The sequence below is a fragment of the Algicella marina genome, from assembly GCF_009931615.1.
Taxonomy (GTDB): domain Bacteria; phylum Pseudomonadota; class Alphaproteobacteria; order Rhodobacterales; family Rhodobacteraceae; genus Algicella; species Algicella marina.
Map to the genome: position 1 here is coordinate 1,733,304 of NZ_CP046620.1, position 15,338 is coordinate 1,748,641.

A 15,338-nucleotide genomic window follows, 5' to 3' on the forward strand; every position below is an offset into this window, starting at 1 on the left:
CAAGGATTGCATTTACATCAGATTCGTTTATGAGTTTAAACGTATTTTGTAATTAGCATCTGAGTCGCAATGCCCCAGCCAAACATCGTTGAATGGCCGGTTGTAAGTACGTCAGCGTTTCGAGCAGCAGTCGAGCTGGTCGAAAATTCGCCGAAGGTACTGGCCTCCTCCCCAACCCAGAATTCTGAGTCTGCAGTTCTGCAGTCGCGGTTTCTACATGAAATTTTTACAGCTTCGAAGTTGAGTGCGGCTGGCAGCATTCTGCTTGTCAAAGATGCGAGATCCCGCAGCATCTATTATGAACCTGCGAGGATTGCACTACTTGGCGACGGCAACCTGAATGCGGGCTTGGCCATGAGTTCATTGCGCGTGCTCCCGAATTCGGTCGGCGGAACAACGGACTGTGTACAAACCGCCATTCGTTTCTCCGACAGGCGCCTGGCCGCCCTGTGGACACTTGCTCGTCGTGTTAATCTTACTGAACTCCCACGAGTTCTGAACCTGATCGTCGGCAATGAGATGGTACGACTCAATGCCGCTCGCGGCAGAGCGTCAAACGAAAATAACGAAATAGATATCCTGGGTGCAGCAGCGCTTGTGATGGAGGGCGTTGAAACGGGCGTCGATTTCCGGATCGTAAGCAAACCGGCTGAAGATATTCCAACCTCTGACAACGCATTTGACGCATTGGCATTGCTGGATTCCGGCCAAAGCATCGAAATCACGCCTGCCACTGGGAGCGTGCAGGCTATGAGTTTCGACTCAGACCTGTGGCCGTCAACGCTCCAGAGCGGTATCGGTTTTGAGCAAGTCGAAAACGCAATGTTTTTGGCGGCAGCTGTTCGTGATGCTGTCGCCGATGACGTTTTGGCTGGTGCCGTGCAGATTCAAGTTCTGAGCGCTGAGCGGAAACGAGTGCTGGAAGCCAATCGGGATGAGAACGGAGTTTGCCAAATTCAGGTTCTTGATCCGGTAGCGGTCTAACAGGTGTGTTGTAGTCTGTTGGGAAAAGCCCTCAATTGGGGGAAGAGTAGTGAAATAGTAGCGGCAGGGCATTTTCCTGCTTCGGGAAGTTACAGGTCTCGGGAAGTAGAGTAATGAGTTATGACAAGAATGGCGGAAGCCATATCCTCTCGCCTTTGAAAGAAAAAAAATCTGTCCTGCGAGATGTGCTCGAAGGTTTGGCCTTAGTTGACGACGAGCGTCTCAGCCGAAAATCGGCCGAACTGCGCGACAGGCTCGACAATTATTCTGCGAAGGTGACTCTGGTTGGGCAGGTAAAGGCGGGCAAGACGCTTCTTGCAAATACCATGATCGGAGCCCCGGGTCTCCTTCCGTCGGATGTCAATCCTTGGACTTCCGTTGTAACCACGGTCCACATGAACGAAACCTTGCGCCACGATCAGCGCGCCGTTTTCAAGTTTTTCGACAAGGAGGACTGGAAGGAGCTTCGTGAAGGTGGCGGAAGACTCGGCGAAATGGCACGGCGCACGAATTCCGGCGAGGAAATGGAAGAACTCGCCGTCCAATTGGCCACGATGGAAGAAAAGACACGCCGACGGCTGGGGGCGAATTTCGAACTTCTGCTTGGAGGCCGACACAACTTCTCCAGCTTCGATTCGAGTCTGATAGAGCGCTATGTTTGTGTGGGCGAAGAAGATGACGAAGGTGCGCCAACGCAACCAGGCCGGTTTGCTGACATGACCAAGTCTGCCGACCTCTACCTCGAAACCAGTCTCTACGAAGTGCCACTCTCAATTTGTGATACGCCAGGTGTCAACGACCCGTTCCTTGTGCGTGAACAGGTTACGCTCAACAGCTTGGGGGACACCGATATCTGCGTCGTCGTCCTGAGTGCGCACCAGGCACTGACGACCATGGACATCGCCCTGCTGCGGGTTCTCGTTTCGCTGAAGAACGAGCAGATCATCCTCTTCGTCAACCGCATAGACGAGTTGCCAGATCCGAAGAGCGCCGAAGCCGAAATCGAGAAGCATATCCGCGATACTTTGAAGCGTGCGTCGATGCTCGGGGATATCCCGATCATATTCGGCAGTGCCTTGTGGGCCGAAGCTGCTCTGAACGATTCCCTGCAGGACATACCAGAGGAAAGCGCAGCACCTCTGTTGAAAGATTTAAACGAAATTGAAGGCGATGTTCGGGATCTGGCCTTTCGGCGATCCGGATTACCCGAACTGCAGGCCGCCATTGCCGAGCGCATCGAAAACGGCTCTTTCCAGACAATGATGGATGATGTGGTGGCGCAGACGCTGAACTCGGCCCGGCAAGCGCGTATGACGTTTGCGCGCGGCATGTCAGATGGTGCAGGACAGTTGCAAGAAATCGTCGACCCGCATCTTGTCGTCGATCACGTGGACAATCTGGTCCGCAACCTTACTGCCAAGATGGCCGATGTTTTGGACGCCGAAATGCACACATTCACGACCAGTGTCGAGAAGGTCGTCAGCGGGTTCCGTATGAAGGAAACCAGAGCGCTTGCCGCTTCCTTAAACGCAAAGGATGCCGGAGCCATTTGGGCTTCGGATACGGCCCCGTTGCGGCGGGATCTGAAGGACACCTTCGTCGAGTTCAGTGAGCGCGTGCGCCGCAATTTGCACATTGAATACGCGACAGTGGCCAAGGGAGTCGAAGACGCCTATCGCCTGACAACAACCGACGACCAAGTCAGCGTTGATGCTCCCCAGGTACCTTTGGCACCTGTCCCGACTATTGTGTCACGGAAACTGGCCATGGACATGGGGGGCTCATGGTGGTCCCGCTGGCTCGGCGGTGCTCGCAAGGCAGACACAAGAGTTCGCGAATTTGCAGAAATTCTCGACCGGGAGGTCGAGCCTGTGGTCGCGGAGCTTTGCGACAATCAGGCTGAAACGTATCTCATGGCAGGCCGTGCCAAGATCGCCGAGTTCGTTGCACAACACTGCGAAACACTCGAACGCCTGTCCAAGATGGGGCACGAAAGTGCTGACAATGCATCAGAGGCAAGGGAAGCATCGGTCAAGGCGATGAAACTAGCACTGAAGAGGTTGGAAAGCGCGATTCCCAGACTCGAAACGCTTGTTGTTCGTGAGGCTCCAGACTTGCGTCTGGTCGAGAATATGTGATGGACGATATGACCCACGAGCACTTTCGAGAAGTCCCGGCGGATCATTATGCCCGGCTGAAGAGTTGGTCCGAACGCAAACCACGTTTTGCGCTTATGGGCGAATTCAGCGCCGGAAAATCCACTCTGCTCAACTTTCTCGTCGGTCGCGATGTCGTACCGACGAAGACGACTGCCACCCATATCCCGGCAGTTTGGCTCATCCACGGGCACGGCGAAGTCGGTCATGCAATTGGGTACGATGGCTCCGTCAGCGAGGTGCAGGCTCCGGACCTTCTCTCCGAAAGCCTCGCTTCCTCAGCCCTCATCCGAATGCTGATGCCTTCGGACGCGCTGAGGGCATTTGATATCATCGACACTCCCGGTATTTCCGATCCGACGATGTCCACCAACATGCTGCCTATGGTTTCGAAGTTCTGTAACTTCGTACTGTGGTGCACACACGCCACGCAGGCATGGCGGCAGTCCGAAGCCGCTGCATGGAAATCAATGCCAAAGAGAATGCGTGAGAACAGCATCCTGGTGGTAACACGAGCCGATAAGCTCAAATCCGAAAGCGAGCGGAAAAAGGTAGAAAAGCGACTGCGGCGGGAAACGGAGGGCCTGTTCCGGGAAATCGTTTTCATCGCCACGCCGAAAGCCAGTGCCGCAAAGGGGAAGCCTGGCGAAGTTTCTGCCTGGCACTCCAGTGGCGGAGAAAGTTTCGAAGCGGCATTGGCCCGGTCGGTTACTTACGTAAGCGAGAGTCGTGCAGCCCAATTGGCACGCTACCTGCCGGCCGAGCCAAAGCAAGTTTCAGCGCCCGTTTCTGCTGTTGATCCAGATAGAAAGCCGTTGACTGAAGCGCCTGCGGCACAGCTGGAGACTGACCGGCGCGCCATCTCAAGAATGTGGCAAGACGCTGAACAGGAAGCCGGCAAGATAATAACATTTGAACATCTCAATGCCCTCATTCGACTTTTTTTGGCCAAACTTGAAGCTGAGAAGGTCAGTGGATCGAGTGAGGTTTCCAAGATGTTGAAATCAGCAGAAACGGCCGAGGAATTCGGCTTCGATCTTCGCCGGACAGTTCGTCAATTGAGGGAAGAATTTGAAGAACCTTCGCAAGACCCTTGGTTCGATCTTAACCCGCTCAAACCAACATCAAGGCGCTGAGGAAGTTGGCGCCTCTGTACACGATAACGAGTCCCAAACGACATTAATGGAGAACAAGATGTCTACTGATATTTCCGCACTTTCCGATATTAAAGGTTTCATCGGCGCCTGCCTCGTCGACAGCGACACCGGCCTGATGATGGCATCCGAAGGCGGTGCCAACTTCGACCTCGAAACCGCAGGTGCGGCCAATACTGAAGTTGTCAAAGCCAAGAACTCGGCAATGAAGGCGCTGGGTCTCGACGACAAGATCGAAGATATCCTGATCACATTGGGTACGCAGTACCACTTGATCCGCCCGCTGGATTCCAACGCCGCGATCTTTCTTTACGTCGCGCTGAGCAAAAAAGAAGCCAACCTCGGCCTCGCTCGCGTACAGGTTAAGACTGTGGAAAAAACACTGTCCATCTGAGATCGCAGACAAAGGTGTGCTCCGGGAAAGGCCGGTGCACACCTAAATCCTTTCGCCGACGAGCATCCCCTTGAAAACGCCCCAAATCCCCGAAGCTGTTTCAAAAATACTGGAAGAGGCTTCCATTTCCTTGTGCATAAGCGATGCACGCGGGCAGGATATGCCACTCGTTCAGGTCAACGAACCGTTCGTTTCTTTGACCGGATATTCGTATGAAGAAGTGATCGGACACAACTGTCGTTTTCTGCAAGGACAGGTCCGACAAGAAAAAGTCGCTGTTAATGTTGGCCGCAAACTAGAACAGCATGGCGAAATTCAGACTGTCATACGCAACCAGAGAAAAAGCGGTGCGACCTTCGACAATTTTCTTTTCATATTTCCACTGCTTGGCGGAGATGACCGGCCGGTACACTTTCTCGGCTCTCAATTTGAAATACCTGATGAAAACCAGAGTTTCGCGTTCATGGAACACGTGAAGGAACTGCAAAAGGTAATCAACAATTTAAATGCTGTTCGCAAGGAGCGACGAGAACGCCTAATCGAGCAGAAATTGCTTATCCAGACTTCGGCCAGCACTCTTGTAAAAGTGAGGTTGGCGTCCTTCGTCTGAGGAATACATTCATCAGGCCCGGACGGCATCGCGGACTGCAGAATTAACCTTCAACTACCACAACTTTTGACGCAACCCTCTTCTACATTTACGCATGTTTCCATCCGGTGGTGCTCGCACGGTACCGTACGGTAAATGCACGAAGGAGGTCGGGCGGAAGGCAATGGAACCGACCAAAACTTGTACGGCCAACCAATGTATCACCCCAAAGACCGAGAAGAACTGTTCGAAATTCTTTCATCACTTCAGCATTATGCCGAGCTCATTGGCCTGCCTAGGCTAAGCGAAACCCTGAATGACGCACAGATGATTACGGCGATGGATATACTTGGTGCGGATGGCCAGGAAGGAACAGGTCCCTGTCTGAAAAGGTAGTTGTCTAATCGGCCCAGACCCAGGGGCGCTGGAACCTACCCAAGGCACTGTTGACTGCTTCGTCAGTTATAATGACATCATCCGAGCTGAGTACTGCAATCAACCCGAGTGCCTTGTCCTCCCGAACATCATCTATGCGAGCATCAACTCCGGCTTTCGCCAAGGCTTCGCCGTAAACTCGGGAAATTGCTTCCTTGCGAAGATCTGGTTTGAACACTTTGCCGACGGCTGTCTTCGGAAGTTCGGGCAGTATCTTGAGAAACTTAGGATGTGCCGCCCGCTCACCGATATGCGCCACTGCATATTCCATCAGATCCTCTTCAGTAACCGACGCACCGGAAGTCAGTTCCACATAGGCCGCCGGAACTTCACCAGAGTGGGCGTCAGGTTGTCCGATGGCACCAACGACGGCGACGGCCGGATGGGCCGCCAGCGCTTCCTCGATCAGAGCCGGGTCGATGTTGTGTCCTCCGCGAATGATCAAATCCTTGGCTCGCCCCGTTATCCAGAGGTACCCGTCATCGTCGATCCTGCCAAGATCGCCCGTTCGCAAGAACTGGTTTCCTGCATACAGCCCCTTGTTCTTGCGCTCTTCCGTATAAGTGCGCCCTAGCAACACTCCCGGATTGGACACGCAAATTTCACCAATTTCACCTTTTTCACAGTTCTTTGTTATCAGGCCATCGCCATCACACATCAAAATGCGGACGTCGGTATAAGGAAACGGTATACCAACGGACCCGACCTTCCGCTCTCCATGGGGCGGATTTATCGCAACGAGACAGGTTGCCTCGGTCATTCCGTAGCCTTCAAGAATTTTCACCCCGGTAGCATCTTCAAATTTGCGGAACAGTTCCAGTGGCAGAGGCGCGGAGCCACATAAAGCGTAACGCAGCGAAGATACATCGGCATCAACCTTGCGCTGCATCAAGGCGGCTGCGGCTGTCGGCACCATGATCATAAACGTGACCCGATACCGCTCCACCAGTTTCCAAAAATTGTCGAAAACGCCCTCGCCTCGGTATCCTGCAGGCGTCGGCATTACCATTTCGGCTCCGGAACTCAGCACACTCATCAAGACCGGGTACGCCGCAAACACGTGGAACATCGGCAAGGGGCAGAGAAGCACGTCCTCTTCCGTGAACATGTAGGAATGACCGCACCACCCATTGTAGAGGATGCCCGAGTGACGGTGCTGCGCGACCTTCGGCATGCCGGTCGTACCACCGGTATGGAAATAGGTGCAGACCCGGTCGCCGCCCGCTTCCTCAAAATTCAGTTCCGCACTTTCCTTCGCCATTTCCTTGTTCAGGTCCACAATCTTCGCACTGTGCCCGCCAACGCGCTTAGGTCGCAGTAACGGGACAAGCAGTGATGTCGGCGGGGAAAGATACTGTTTGAGGTCGACTTCGAAGATCGTCTTTACAGTCTGGGCAATCGCAACTGCCTTACTGACCTTCTCGCTGATCTCGGTCTTTGGGAATGGTGCAAGCGTTACCACTGCCTTCGCCCCGGTTTCCCGAAGGATGGCGCCGATCTGTTCAGCATCAAGCAGCGGATTGATAGGGTTCACGATACCAGCAGTTGCGCCGGCAAGCAGCACCACAGGCGCTTCCAGACAGTTCGGCAATATATACGCAACGACGTCAGTCTCGCCTATGCCGTAGCGGCGAAACATGTTTGCTGCCTGGCTCACCTGCGCCCGAAAGTCTTTCCAAAGCAGGGTGGCCTTCTTATCTGAAGCACCGGACTTAATCTGAAAACTGATGGCCGGTCTGTCCGGGAAACTGGCAGTAGTGGTCGTCAGCTGCTCGTACAGCGTCCGCGAAGTCACCACTTCTTCGTACTTCATTGATTGCTCGATTTCGAGCTTGTCATCAATGGTTCTGACGACGAGCTTATCACTAGCCAGGGTCACGATCGGCCCCTCCCATTTTTGTATTGTTTGCCGCAGGATGAAACCTGAAAGCTGAATCCGCAAGTGGCAACCATACGTCAGCAAGAGCGCCATTGTGCCAGTAGCTGTCTGGCCGAAATTCGCGGAAAAGGGCGTTCACGCAACCTGCCTCTGTAAAATAGTCAACAAAATGAAAAATTGTTGAAGTCCATTCCCTTTCCGCGCGACGCAGGTTCTGAACCGTTTTTGCCATTAAACTTTGCTCAGGCAAAAATCTTTGGTCGGTCCATGCAATTTTGCCTGCACCATATTTTATAAAACTTTCGACATCGACGGTGCGGCCGCGCATGCCCCCCGCGCATTCTCCTCTTCCCCAATGTGGCTCGGAAACATCCGCCCAAAAGCTGGCTAGCCGGCTTCAATTATGCGTGCAGGTACATTGATATATGTCTGGGGGCGCCAGCAATTTCTGTCAAAAGTTGCGAATAAAGGTGATGCCCCCGAGATTCACCGACCTGCGGGGATTGCGTAAATAAGCCTTCGATGCCACCAATGCTGCAACCAAGAGGCCAATGCATGAATGAGCTTTCCTGTTTCAAGAGTTACGACGTTCGCGGTCAACTCGGCAAAAATTTAGATGAGGACATTGCCTACAGGATAGGTCGTGCCTTTGCACTGGTGTTGGGGGCCAAGACGGTAGTGTGCGGTCGTGATGGCCGAGAGAGCAGCCCCACATTGGTGATGGCATTGGCCAACGGATTGATGGACAGCGGCGCCGATGTACTGGACATTGGACTGTGCGGCACGGAGGAAGTCTACTTTGCCACCGATCATTATGGTGCCGATGGCGGCATCATGGTGACAGCTTCCCATAACCCGATCGACTATAACGGCTTCAAGCTTGTACGAAGTGGCGCCCGCCCGCTTTCAGCCGACAATGGCATGCGCCCGATCCATGACATGGCGGCATCGCAGAAATTCGGTCCCGAGCGCCAGAAAGGCACGCGCAAGGAAGTCTTTTCGAGAGATGCTTACACCGACCGGGTGCTTTCCTTCGTGACGCCACCGCTGATCCGCAACCTCAACGTTGTTGTAAATGCTGGCAACGGCGTTGCAGGACCGACGTTTGATTATATAGCCGAACGACTCGAAGAAAACGGTGCAAACATTGAATTCACAAGGGTCAATCACGTTCCGGATGCGACTTTTCCGAATGGAATTCCCAACCCTCTCTTGCCGGAAAACCAGCCAGTCACCTCGCAGGCTGTCAAAAATGCGGGTGCGGATTTCGGCGTCGCGTGGGACGGAGACTTCGACCGCTGTTTCCTGTTCGATGAATTCGGCAACTTCATCGATGGTGAATACATCGTTGGTTTGCTTGCAGCCGCATTTCTGAAAAAGGCTCCTGGCGCGTCCATTGTGCACGACGCGCGTATAATGTGGAATACTCAAGCCATTGTGGAAGCTGCTGGCGGCCAGGCCGTCACCAGCAAGACCGGCCATCCATTGATGAAGCAAAAAATGCGTGACGTAGATGCGATCTATGGTGGCGAGATGAGTGCGCATCACTATTTCCGCGGGTTCATGTACTGTGACAGCGGCATGATTCCATGGTTGCTGGTCGCGGAGTTTCTCTCTGAGTCCGGCAAAACGCTCTCTGAACTCGTGGCAGACATGAAAGCCAACTTTCCTTCTTCAGGGGAAATTAACTTTCGGGTGTCAGACCCTGTCGAGGTGTCGCGTCAGTTCGAGGAGAAATATCTGCCCGAATGCCAGTCATTGGAACGTCTGGACGGCCTGAGCCTGGACATGGGACGATGGAGGGTAAATCTTCGAAGTTCCAATACGGAACCGCTGTTGAGGCTGAATGTGGAATCCCGTGGGGATAGATCCCTGCTCAATGCCAAGGTTTCAGAGATTCGCGCATTCCTGACACAATTTGGTACGATTTCGGATTAAACTATAGATATTTCTGTATATTTTAGGCGCTAACCTTCTCTTTTCCGCCTTATTTTCGCGCTAGTGTTTTGCGAAAGTGCCGTACTTCGAGTAGCGTGTCCCAGATCTAACATTCAACGTTAACGATTCGTGTCTTAAATGGTTCCGACAGAAATCGAGTGTGTCATGCAAAGCTCCAGAATGAAGAACGCTCTGACTTCAGAGTCAGGTGCTATAATGCCTTTCGTCGTCGTTCTATTCCTTACCATGGTCGTCATGGCTGGGATGGGCGTCGATTTCATGCGACATGAGTCTGCTCGTTCGGACCTGCAGAACGCGCTTGATCGCGGGGTCCTTGCCGCCACCTCTCGAACCCAGACACTCGCTCTGGCGGAAGAGGGGATGTCCGACGAAGAGATCGAGCAAGCCAAACGCGAACTCATCGCGAGTTACATGAAGTCGCGAACCTTCAATATCGCGGTTCCCGACGTCGACGTTTCCATTCCTGATGATCTTGATGAAGATGAAACGGCGGTCTCTGCGACGGCGGACTACGATCTCAGCACCTTCTTCCTGAAGATAGCCGGTTTCCGGAACATGACCGTTCCGGCCGCGAGTTACGCCGAGCAGCGTCGAGTCGATATCGAAGTAGCTGTCGTCCTGGATATCTCCGGATCCATGCAGGACCAGTCTTCAGTTCTGCGCGACGAAACCAATCCCGGGGCAGGTTACTTCAACAAAATGGAAGCTATGCAGGAAGCTGTTGTTTCCTTCGTTGAAGGTCTGCTTCCGGACGAGCAATCAACTCGCCAGACCCTCATCTCGGTTGTGCCCTACTCGGGGCAGACCTCTGCAAATGCCTTCATGGCTGATTTCTATAATTTGCAGCCACCCGAAAACTTCCAGAATCGCCACGGTTACTCTTGGTGCTTCGATTTCAACTCAAACACGGATTACGAGACGGTTGTCATCAGCCCGTCACCGAGCGGTGCGCCCTACCGGCAGTACCAGCACGTTGTCGAAAGCGGACGCTCGGCAGATCAACGACGTTATCCCTGTCCGGCACGAGGCGCCGATGCGGCAAACTTCGTCAATCGCAATGTGATCCTGCCGTATTCCAACGATGTAGACGAAATCACCACTATGGTGCGCAACCTGCGCAGTGAGTTGTATACGTCTACCTATACCGGCATCAAATGGGCAGCCGCGCTGCTTGATCCTTCATCTCGTCCGCTGGTCTCCGCTCTGATCAATCAGTCTGATCCGGACGTAGCCTTGTATGATGGGTTCGAAGGCTGGCCGCAGAACTATTCAGACACCGGTGTTCAAAAATATCTGATCATCTTCTCTGACGGTCGAAACACACTCCAGCGCAAAATCACAAACGCCAACCGTTACTATGTTCCGTCAGACGATTTGACCTCAGACGCAGAGCGGTTTGAAGAAGAGATGCAGCAGTATGAAGCGTGGAACTTCGGTCTCATCGACGGCAACAACAGCCGTTGGAGTTCTTCGCACCCTCCTGCTGGCCAGGCGACCACGTTCCGCCGTGTTTCGAACTATGTCAACGGAAGTATGGGGGACTCGCTATCGCGTTCAATATGTAGTGCCGCCAAGAGTGCAGCATCCGGTGGCCGTTTGACAATCTTTTCGATTGGGTATGAGCTGGACAACAGTGATGCCGGGACGACTGCGCGGGGTGTTCTTCAGGATTGTTCCACAAACCCGGCCACCGATTTCTTCGACATCCGCGGCGGTATGGATCCTTCCGAAGCGTTCGATGAAATTCAGAGCCGGATCAACCGGTTGAAACTGGCGCAGGCACAGGACTGATACCATGAATATGCGATCACTCTGGCGAAGGAAGGGAAAGGCGGAAGACGGCAACGCGACAGTCGAATTTGTCATCGTTTTTCCCGTTTTCATTGCCATTGTGCTGTCCATGTTCGAGTCCGGCTGGCTGATGACCAAGTATATGATGCTGGACCGTGGACTCGACATGGCGATGCGTGAGCTCAAGCTCGGGATTGCACCACTGAACGATCCGACGGAAGAAAATCTCCGCTCACAGATATGCGACTACGCGGCAATCCTGAACAACTGTGAAACGGAACTGCGGATCGAGTTGCGTAATCACGATGACCCTTCTCTTGACGAGAATTTTCCCCACAGTCAGCCGGACTGCTATGACAGGTCGCCAGACGTGACAATTCAACCGCAAATGCAGATCTCTGCAACAGCAGCGCAGCGGACATCGATCATTCTGGTTCGCGCGTGCATGCTGGTGGACCCGATCTTTCCCGGCCTCGGCCTTGGCGCATGGCTGCCGAAAGCGGAGTACGGTGGGCACCAGATGGTTTCTTTCGCAGTCTTCATGAACGAACCGGGCTAAGGACAAAAAATGCTTTTTCTAAAAGGCCAGTTGGAACGAGTGTTTCGCGCGGTGCGCTCAGAAGAGGGTACAGTCACGATCGAGTTCGTGATCCTGTTTCCGCTCTTGGCAGCCTGGTTTCTTGGAAGTTTCATCTATTTTGATGCCTATCGTTCAAAGACAATCACTGCAAAAGTTGCATTCACGATGAGCGATCTCATGGCGCGCCGCGGCGAAATGAATGACGCGGATCTGCGAGACTATTATGAAATTCAGAAGCGGATGATGCCGCGCCGTATGGAAAAATCATGGATGCGTGTTAGCAGTATCTGCTATCGGGAGCGTGAACTGGCCGGCGAAACCGTCGGCGAGTACAGGTTGCATTGGTCTACCACTTTCGATGATTTCTACGATGCTGATGCAGGAGAGTTGCCGAACATCAAGAAATATGAGGATGACGACGAAATTCCAGTCAATCTCATGCCAATGATGGCGGACGGTGATAGCATCATTTTCACAGAGGTTTACGGCACATGGGAGCCAATTGCGAAGCAGTTCTCCGGGTACATGGGTTTGAGTGAACTGACTTGGGCACAGCGTATTACGGAACGTCCGCGCTTTACTCGCGTTATCTCATACGAGTCCGAAGGCGCCACCAATATTTGCAATGCGGCAACTTGGGAACCTTCCTGAACCAGCTGGATCCGCAGTTCGTATTGGTTTACGCCTCTGAGGTGTCTTCCAGCTTCCAGAATATATCTCTCTGCGGATCGAAACCGGCAACCTGTCCGTTCATTGTTTCGTAAACCAATGTCTGCGTCACGGGTTGAGGCGACCGAAGCAGCGTAAGTTTTTCGTTGTTGAGCGCCAAGCCATAATACCTGGCTCCGAATTCGGATGTGAACCCTTCCAATCTATCCAGAGCACCTTCGTCCTCAAATAGTTGGGCAAGGCAGGGCATTGCGTTCCCTGCTGTAAAGCACCCAGCACAGCCGCAGGCACTTTCCTTGTCCGTTGCAAGGTGAGGCGCGCTGTCCGTGCCTAAGAAAAAGCGATCATCCCCCGACGTGGCAGCCTCGACCAAAGCCTTCTGATGGGTATCCCGTTTCAGAATTGGCAGGCAGTAATAGTGAGGCCTGATGCCACCAACCAGCATATGGTTACGGTTGATCATCAGATGATGAACGGTGATCGTCGCAGCAAGATTTTTCTGCCTTTCCCTGACAAAAGAAACGCCTTCACTGGTTGTCAGGTGTTCAAGTACGACCCTCAGATTCGGCAGTCGTGCAACAAGCGGTGACAGCACAGTTTCCAGGAAGACTTTTTCGCGGTCGAAAATATCGACGGCCTTATCCGTCACCTCACCATGGATGCACAGCGGCAATCCGATCTCGGCCAATCGTTCCAATACAGGCATGACCTTGTCGAGATCTCTTACCCCAGACTGGGAGTTGGTCGTCGCGCCAGCCGGATAAAGCTTTACAGCGGCAATCTGTCCACTCGCCGCAGCTCTCGCCACATCTTTTGGATCCGTGTCTTCAGTCAGATAGAGCGTCATGAGGGGCTCGAACCCCTGCCCTTCTCCCACGGCCCCCATGATCCGCTCCCGGTATCTTTCTGCGTCCACCGCAGTCACTACAGGTGGGACAAGGTTTGGCATGACGATCGCACGCGAAAAACTGGCCGCGGATACCGGAACCACTGCCTTCAACATTGCTCCATCACGAAGATGAAGATGCATGTCGTCGGGTTTCCGGATGATCAGTCGGTCAAGAAATGGCTTGCTCATGGCTCGGTTCTAGCGGCACCGCCTGAGGGACGAAAGCAATAACTTTCCTCTCCTTCCTGATTTCAGGCTCCGTCGATCAACGTTGGACAGCGGGAGAATGATCCTAATACGGCCGCTGTCGGCTCACCTCGTTTTCTCCAAGCCACTGCGACAAAGCCGCCATGTCCGCAACTGACATGCAAAGACCGAGCTTGCTTCGTCGCCAAACTATGTCGTCCGCAGTGATGGCGAACTCTTGGCTGCGGAGCCACTCCACCTCCCGCTCCGTCAGATCAGCTCCGAAAACCATCCCCAGGTCACCTGGACCCGAACAGCCTTCCAAGAGGCGACCTGCATCCGTGCCGTAAGCACGCACGAGACGCCTGCAATGTGCCTCGGAGATAAACTCGAACCGCTCTTGTAGACGTGAGACCTGATCGTCGAAACCGTCGACAGGAAAGTCCCCCCCCGGAAGAGCCACGCCTGCCGTCCATTCCTCACTCGGCCTGTCAAGGTGCGGCGACAGTTTAGCCAGCGCGGCCTCGGCCAGTTTCCGGTAGGTCGTTATCTTGCCGCCGAAGACGTTGAGAACGACAGGACCATTAGTATCCAGCGACAGAACATATTCCCGTGTCGCTGCCGTCGCAGACTTCGCGTTGTCATTATAAAGAGGTCGAACACCCGAGTACGACCAGACAACATCTGTGGAAGCGATGGGCTTGGTAAAATATTCGGAAGCCGACTCGCAAAGATACAGCGCTTCTTCAGGGGAACACCGCGCATCAGCCGGATCACCTTCATGATCGACGTCCGTGGTGCCAATCAACGTAAAATCGTCTTCGTATGGAATAGCGAAGACGATACGTCCGTCCTTACCTTGGAAAATGTACGCCCGATCGTGATTGAAGAGTTTACGCGTTACGATATGGCTTCCACGAACGAGCCGGACACTTTCCGTTGTTTCGAGTTCGAGTTGCTTCTCGATAATCGATCCTACCCACGGTCCGCCGGCGTTTACGAGGCATCGGCTCCGCACTGTAAAGCTCTCCCCGGTGATCCGGTCAGTCAGTGAAATTTCCCAGACTTCTCCTGCACGTTTTGCACTCATTACTTCTGTTCGCGTCATGATCTTAGCCCCCCGTTCGGCAGCGTCACGCGCGTTCAGAACCACAAGCCGGGCGTCGTTTACCCAACAGTCAGAGTACTCGAAAGCCTTTGAGAATTCGTCTTTCAGTGGCCGGCCAACGACGGCCTTTCGAAGGTTAAGGGTTTTTGTCGCGGGCAGAAACTTGCGGCCACCCAGATGGTCGTAGATGAACAGGCCGAGGCGTAGCAGCCACGCTGGCCGCAAACCACTATGGTGAGGCAGTACAAACCGAAGGGGCCAGCTGATATGCGGCATGGCTTGCAAAAGGGTCTCCCTCTCTCTGAGCGCCTCCCTTACCAAACGAAACTCGTAATATTCTAGGTATCGCAGGCCGCCATGAAAAAGTTTGGTAGAGGCCGAGGAGGTGGCTTGCGCCAGATCGTCTTTTTCCGCCAGTGCCACAATGAAGTTACGTCCAGCAGCGTCTCTGGCGATGCCGCACCCGTTGATGCCGCCTCCGATAATGAAGATGTCGACAGGTTCATCCATTCTTCAAGCACTTCCCGATTTTCGCGTATGTTCGCTTTGGTTCGCTTATGCGCGC

13 protein-coding genes are annotated in these 15,338 nt (G+C 53.6%); 9 read left to right on the plus strand and 4 right to left on the minus strand.

Translation table 11 applies throughout. The features are described from left to right. Positions 1-69 precede the first annotated feature (69 nt). The 5 genes from GO499_RS08635 to GO499_RS08655 all read left to right on the plus strand — a co-directional run bounded on the left by GO499_RS08635 (position 70) and on the right by GO499_RS08655 (position 5,298). Positions 70-984: a hypothetical protein gene (locus GO499_RS08635; RefSeq protein WP_161861827.1), complete on the plus strand. Its 915-nt coding sequence runs from the start codon at positions 70-72 to the stop codon at positions 982-984. A gap of 113 nt (positions 985-1,097) precedes the next feature. Continuing rightward, a complete protein-coding gene (locus tag GO499_RS08640) occupies positions 1,098-3,122 on the plus strand; it encodes a dynamin family protein (protein WP_161861828.1) in 2,025 nt (674 codons plus the stop codon). Then, positions 3,122-4,276: a dynamin family protein gene (locus tag GO499_RS08645; protein WP_161861829.1), complete on the plus strand. Its 1,155-nt coding sequence runs from the start codon at positions 3,122-3,124 to the stop codon at positions 4,274-4,276. Before GO499_RS08640 ends, GO499_RS08645 begins: the two co-directional genes overlap by 1 nt. 46 nt (positions 4,277-4,322) lie before the next feature. Continuing rightward, positions 4,323-4,688: a roadblock/LC7 domain-containing protein gene (locus GO499_RS08650; protein ID WP_284154939.1), complete on the plus strand. Its 366-nt coding sequence runs from the start codon at positions 4,323-4,325 to the stop codon at positions 4,686-4,688. 70 nt (positions 4,689-4,758) lie between these two features. Continuing rightward, on the plus strand, positions 4,759-5,298 hold the full coding sequence (locus GO499_RS08655; protein WP_161861830.1) for a PAS domain-containing protein: 540 nt from the start codon (positions 4,759-4,761) through the stop codon (positions 5,296-5,298). 379 nt (positions 5,299-5,677) lie between these two features. Here GO499_RS08655 and GO499_RS08660 read toward each other — a convergent pair whose 3' ends face one another. Further along, positions 5,678-7,525, minus strand: a complete 1,848-nt coding sequence (locus tag GO499_RS08660) for an acyl-CoA synthetase (RefSeq protein ID WP_284154982.1) — start codon at positions 7,523-7,525, stop codon at positions 5,678-5,680. 52 nt (positions 7,526-7,577) lie between these two features. Further along, positions 7,578-7,919, minus strand: coding sequence for a hypothetical protein (locus GO499_RS08665; RefSeq protein WP_161861832.1), 342 nt, complete (start codon positions 7,917-7,919; stop codon positions 7,578-7,580). A gap of 227 nt (positions 7,920-8,146) precedes the next feature. Between GO499_RS08665 and GO499_RS08670 the strand changes: the two genes are divergently transcribed. The 4 genes from GO499_RS08670 to GO499_RS08685 all read left to right on the plus strand — a co-directional run bounded on the left by GO499_RS08670 (position 8,147) and on the right by GO499_RS08685 (position 12,572). Then, entirely contained in the window at positions 8,147-9,529 is a 1,383-nt protein-coding gene (locus tag GO499_RS08670) for a phosphohexomutase domain-containing protein (RefSeq protein WP_161861833.1), read from the plus strand. Positions 9,530-9,745: 216 nt separating this feature from the next. Continuing rightward, entirely contained in the window at positions 9,746-11,341 is a 1,596-nt protein-coding gene (locus GO499_RS08675) for a Tad domain-containing protein (RefSeq protein WP_161861834.1), read from the plus strand. Positions 11,342-11,345: 4 nt separating this feature from the next. Beyond that, the gene (locus GO499_RS08680; protein ID WP_161861835.1) at positions 11,346-11,900 is read left to right on the plus strand and encodes a TadE/TadG family type IV pilus assembly protein; all 555 of its coding nucleotides are present in this window, start codon (positions 11,346-11,348) and stop codon (positions 11,898-11,900) included. 9 nt (positions 11,901-11,909) lie between these two features. After that, positions 11,910-12,572 (plus strand): TadE/TadG family type IV pilus assembly protein, encoded by a 663-nt coding sequence (locus tag GO499_RS08685; RefSeq protein WP_161861836.1) that lies wholly within the window; start codon positions 11,910-11,912, stop codon positions 12,570-12,572. A 28-nt stretch (positions 12,573-12,600) separates the two neighbouring features. On the opposite strand, the gene pyrC is transcribed toward GO499_RS08685, so the two are convergent. Next, the gene (gene pyrC, locus GO499_RS08690) at positions 12,601-13,668 is read right to left on the minus strand and encodes a dihydroorotase (protein ID WP_161861837.1); all 1,068 of its coding nucleotides are present in this window, start codon (positions 13,666-13,668) and stop codon (positions 12,601-12,603) included. A 103-nt stretch (positions 13,669-13,771) separates the two neighbouring features. Further along, the gene (glpD, locus tag GO499_RS08695; RefSeq protein WP_161861838.1) at positions 13,772-15,283 is read right to left on the minus strand and encodes a glycerol-3-phosphate dehydrogenase; all 1,512 of its coding nucleotides are present in this window, start codon (positions 15,281-15,283) and stop codon (positions 13,772-13,774) included. Positions 15,284-15,338: the final 55 nt, after the last annotated feature.

Bases quoted from the DNA above. Each gene is read 5' to 3' on its own strand.
- GO499_RS08635 (WP_161861827.1), top strand. From the start codon at position 70: ATGCCCCAGCCAAACATCGTTGAATGGCCGGTTGTAAGTACGTCAGCG.
- GO499_RS08640 (WP_161861828.1), top strand. From the start codon at position 1,098: ATGAGTTATGACAAGAATGGCGGAAGCCATATCCTCTCGCCTTTGAAA.
- GO499_RS08645 (WP_161861829.1), top strand. From the start codon at position 3,122: ATGGACGATATGACCCACGAGCACTTTCGAGAAGTCCCGGCGGATCAT.
- GO499_RS08650 (WP_284154939.1), top strand. From the start codon at position 4,323: ATGGAGAACAAGATGTCTACTGATATTTCCGCACTTTCCGATATTAAA.
- GO499_RS08660 (WP_284154982.1), bottom strand. From the start codon at position 7,525: ATGAAGTACGAAGAAGTGGTGACTTCGCGGACGCTGTACGAGCAGCTG.
- GO499_RS08665 (WP_161861832.1), bottom strand. From the start codon at position 7,919: ATGCGCGGCCGCACCGTCGATGTCGAAAGTTTTATAAAATATGGTGCA.
- GO499_RS08670 (WP_161861833.1), top strand. From the start codon at position 8,147: ATGAATGAGCTTTCCTGTTTCAAGAGTTACGACGTTCGCGGTCAACTC.
- GO499_RS08675 (WP_161861834.1), top strand. From the start codon at position 9,746: ATGCCTTTCGTCGTCGTTCTATTCCTTACCATGGTCGTCATGGCTGGG.
- GO499_RS08680 (WP_161861835.1), top strand. From the start codon at position 11,346: ATGAATATGCGATCACTCTGGCGAAGGAAGGGAAAGGCGGAAGACGGC.
- GO499_RS08685 (WP_161861836.1), top strand. From the start codon at position 11,910: ATGCTTTTTCTAAAAGGCCAGTTGGAACGAGTGTTTCGCGCGGTGCGC.
- pyrC (WP_161861837.1), bottom strand. From the start codon at position 13,668: ATGAGCAAGCCATTTCTTGACCGACTGATCATCCGGAAACCCGACGAC.
- glpD (WP_161861838.1), bottom strand. From the start codon at position 15,283: ATGGATGAACCTGTCGACATCTTCATTATCGGAGGCGGCATCAACGGG.